Here is a 3,872-nt window from a genome sequence, read left to right as displayed (position 1 = left end):
TATATGTATTTCCGAATAAGGCTATACTTTTTTCTGGTGAAAGAATTGTTGGGATAAAAATAGTTAATAAAAATAGTGCAGATACTATTTCCACTAATTTAATTTTCCTAGGTCTTACTAATATAAGTCCTATAAAAGCTAAAAAGCCAATACCATATAGAAATATTTGTTTTCCAACTAAATATCTAGGTAAGAAAAATTAACTACAATAAATGGTAGAATTAATATTCCTGAATATAAAATAATATTTATAAGTATTTCTAAGTCTATTTTAATATCAATTTCTTTAGTAAATAAGTTTTTAAATTTGTTACTCAAACGTTCTTCCTCCAAGTTACTATTTATTCTCCTATTTTATAATTCAACATAAGTAATTTTTTCCCTATTCAATATCCACTCTTTAGTATCCCTTTATTAATTTTCTTTATTTTTTGTAAAATAAATAGGTGCTGCCATAAGACAACACCTATTTAAATTAATTACAATAATTTAGGCCAAATCAATTTCATCCACTTAAGAGAAATTAATTTCAACAATTTAGATTAAATTACATCTATAATTATTGCATGTTAATTAAAAACTATATTAATTTCTTTCAAAATTCACTTTATCATAATCACTAATCTTCTCATTATCAATTACCGCTTTTCTTGAAGCCCCTGAGTTCACCTTATTGAATGTATTCTTAGACTTAAATGGAGTTGCTAATGTACCTGCTCCATTTATGCAACCACCTTCGCACATCATACCTTCTATAAAGTTGCCTTGAAGTCTTCCTATCTTGGCCATAGTCATAGCCTTCTTAATTTCAATTCCTCCAGAAACCTTCACAGGATTAAAGTTCACTTCTAAGCCTTGACTTCTTACATAGTTTTCAATTGCAGCTGTTAAACCACCATGAGCTCCAAAGCCTCTTCCATAAATAGACGCATCATCTACTACTTCATCTTCACATGCTTCAACTTCTATATCAAAAGCACTAAACAATGCTAATAGTTCTTCAAAAGTTAATACATAATCTACTGCATCCTTAATTGGTTCTCTAACAGCTTCGCTTTTTTTAGCTGTACAAGGCCCAATAAATACTACTTTTGCTTCTGGGTCTACACTCTTAATATATCTTGCTGTTGCAACCATAGGTGAAACTGTTCCTGAAATCTTAGATACTTCTGAAGGCATCATTTTCTCAATATAGCTTAGGAACCCTGGACAACAAGAGTTAGTCATATATGAATCCCCATTTTCTATTCTCTCGATAAACTCTTTACTTTCATGAACTGTCACCGCATCAGCTCCACAAGCTGCTTCTATCATATCTTCAAATCCAAGTTTCTTTATTGCATTTTTTATTTTACCATATCCAACCTTAGGTCCAAATTGTCCTGTTATTGCTGGAGCAACTACTGCATACATCTTTCTTCCTCTAGCAAGTCTCTTTGCAACAGGTACTATTAAGCTTTTATCTGAAATAGCTCCAAATGGACACGCACTCATACAACTACCACAATTAACGCAAGTTTCTTCCTTAATCATAGCTCGTCTATCATCTTTACTTATATCTAAAGCCCCTGTTGGGCAAACCCTCTTACAAGGTCTCATTACTTCAGCTATAGCATCATATGGGCAAGCCTTTTTACACATACCACATTCTTTACATAATTCTTGATTTATATAAGCTCTTCCTGCTACGTAAGTAATAGCTCCAAAATTACAAGCTTCATGACATTTATGTGCTAAACAGTTCCTACAAGAATCTGTAACACTATACTTATTTATTGGACATCTATCACAAGCTGCCTCAATTACATATATAATTTGATCATCTTCTCTAATATCTACAAATTCATCATCAATATTATCTCCATTAGCTAAATACCCAGCTGCAAGTTTTGCTCTTTCTAAAACTATAGCTCTTTCCTTATAAACACAGCATCTATACATAGCTGTATCCCCTTTTATTATTTCGTAAGGAACCTTTTCTATAGTTTCAGTAGTTAAGTTATCATCCTTTGCTAACCTTGCTACCTCTGTTAATACATCATGCTTTAACTTTTTTAACTGAGTCTCAAATTGAAACATACCAAAATCCTCCTGTAAAAATAAAATTATACATATCTCCCATATATAATTATAAGGTTTTTAATTGATAATTGCTATACTTTTAACAATATTTTTTCTGTTTTTATTATTTCTTAAAGCCTATTTTGAAGGCTTATTCTGAATATTAAGGACATTCATTTTATCTATTTTTAATCTTTTACGTTAAATTTTAAACAAACTTTATTAATACTTTTTTATTGAATTTTTTAAAGTATTAATAATCTCTTTTTATAATTGTTATATTATTAATAATACTTAAACTTTGCTTAAAATCATTTAACTATATAAATCTATATAAAACTCAAGCTTATGAATTAGTATTTAATAATTAACAGTTAATAGCTTCTTAAATCCATTACTATAAATAATAAAACAAAAAAATTTGAAGCTATCATAAGGACAATACTAACTTCAAATTTTACCCACTCATATATTCACACTAAAAATAAAGATATACTAAATACAAAAGTAACTTAAAAACCAACTTTTTTAGTAACTCCCACGGAATTACATCAATAATTGTCAATTGCTAATCGCTACAAAGAGCTGCCCATAATACAGCTCCCATTATTTCATCCTTACGCTCACTTCTCCTGAAGATAATTCTTTTATACTTCCATCTTCTAATCGAACTTTTAATCTACATAAATCATCAATTTCTAAAACCTTAGCTTTTACACTACCTTTACTAGATTCTATATTAACTTCTTTATCTATTAAGATAGATCTTCTCTTATATTCATTTATAAATTTCTTCTGATCTATTGAATTATAATAACTAAAAAAGTTATCTATTATTTCTGCTATAAATAAACTTCTAATATCCTTAGGTAAATTTTCTTCTTCGTTAAATACTGAAGTTGCAATATTTTTAATATCCTCATGGAATCCTTCATTAGGTGATTTCAAATTAATACCTATCCCTAGCGCAACATATTGTATTAATCCACTTTCAAAATCTAAAGATGCCTCTGTAAGTATTCCCGAAACCTTTTTATTATCTATGTAAATATCATTTACCCATTTAATTTTAGCTTCTTTGTCGGAAATTTTTTCTATAGCTTCAGCTACTGCCACTGCTGCTGATGTAGTAATGAGATAAGAATCTTGTGCCATTAACCTAGGTCTTAAAAGAATACTCATATAAATTCCTGTGTTCTTAGGAGAATGAAACTTTCTACCAAACCTACCTTTTCCCTTACTTTGTTCTTCAGAAATAACTATATAGCCTTCTTCTTTCCCCTCTAAAGCCAATTCTTTCACCTTATCATTAGTTGATCCTATAGTTTTATAAACCTCTATTTTAAAATCATTAGTACTTTTTATATATTTACTAACGCTTTGAGCTGAAAGAATATCAGTATCCTCAGATAAACTATAGCCCTTATTAGTAATTGCTGAAATATTATATCCTTCACTTTGGAGAGATTTTATAGACTTCCAAATAGCATTTCTACTAACATCTAACTCCCTTGCCAACTCAGCTCCTGATATATACCTACCTCTATTCTTTTCTAAAAATTCTAATGTTTTATCCTTTATACTCATAAATCCACCTTATTGTTTCATGATTATTATCCTTTATTATAACACAATAATTGTCATAAAATGCGAAGTATTTTATTAATGAAAGAATGGAAAAATTAAAAAATGAAAGAATGCCTATAAAAAAACTTACAGATTTTTTATAAGTAAATCTTTAAAACAAAAGAGGTTTTGCATTGCAAAACCTCTTCCTTCATTTTTTCATTCCTTCATTCTCTTAATTTTTT

At 28.9% G+C, this 3,872-nt stretch carries 4 protein-coding genes; 1 reads left to right on the top strand and 3 read right to left on the bottom strand.

Going from position 1 to position 3,872, the window contains the following annotated elements; all coding sequences use genetic code 11:
• A partial coding sequence (locus E6248_RS14265; protein ID WP_316341448.1) for a hypothetical protein occupies positions 1-203 on the top strand: 203 nt, incomplete at its 5' end.
• Here E6248_RS14265 and E6248_RS14260 read toward each other — a convergent pair.
• From E6248_RS14260 to E6248_RS14250, 3 genes are all read right to left on the bottom strand, one after another.
• A complete protein-coding gene (locus E6248_RS14260; RefSeq protein WP_316341447.1) occupies positions 178-318 on the bottom strand; it encodes a hypothetical protein in 141 nt (46 codons plus the stop codon). The two genes, E6248_RS14265 and E6248_RS14260, sit on opposite strands and share 26 nt — an antisense overlap.
• A 267-nt stretch (positions 319-585) precedes the next feature.
• Positions 586-2,079 (bottom strand): 4Fe-4S dicluster domain-containing protein, encoded by a 1,494-nt coding sequence (locus E6248_RS14255; RefSeq protein WP_316341446.1) that lies wholly within the window; start codon positions 2,077-2,079, stop codon positions 586-588.
• Between the two features lie 588 nt (positions 2,080-2,667).
• Positions 2,668-3,648: a biotin--[acetyl-CoA-carboxylase] ligase gene (locus E6248_RS14250; protein WP_316341445.1), complete on the bottom strand. Its 981-nt coding sequence runs from the start codon at positions 3,646-3,648 to the stop codon at positions 2,668-2,670.
• Between the last annotated feature and the right edge of the window lie 224 nt (positions 3,649-3,872).

It is taken from the genome of Clostridium sp. (genome assembly GCF_032552055.1).
Taxonomy (GTDB): domain Bacteria; phylum Bacillota; class Clostridia; order Clostridiales; family Clostridiaceae; genus Clostridium.
The sequence above is the reverse complement of the archived record's forward strand: the minus strand, read 5'-3'. Positions and strand labels throughout refer to the sequence as shown.

Excerpts from the sequence above, each read along its gene's own strand:
- E6248_RS14250 (WP_316341445.1), bottom strand. The coding sequence starts at position 3,648 with ATGAGTATAAAGGATAAAACATTAGAATTTTTAGAAAAGAATAGAGGT.
- E6248_RS14255 (WP_316341446.1), bottom strand. The coding sequence starts at position 2,079 with ATGTTTCAATTTGAGACTCAGTTAAAAAAGTTAAAGCATGATGTATTA.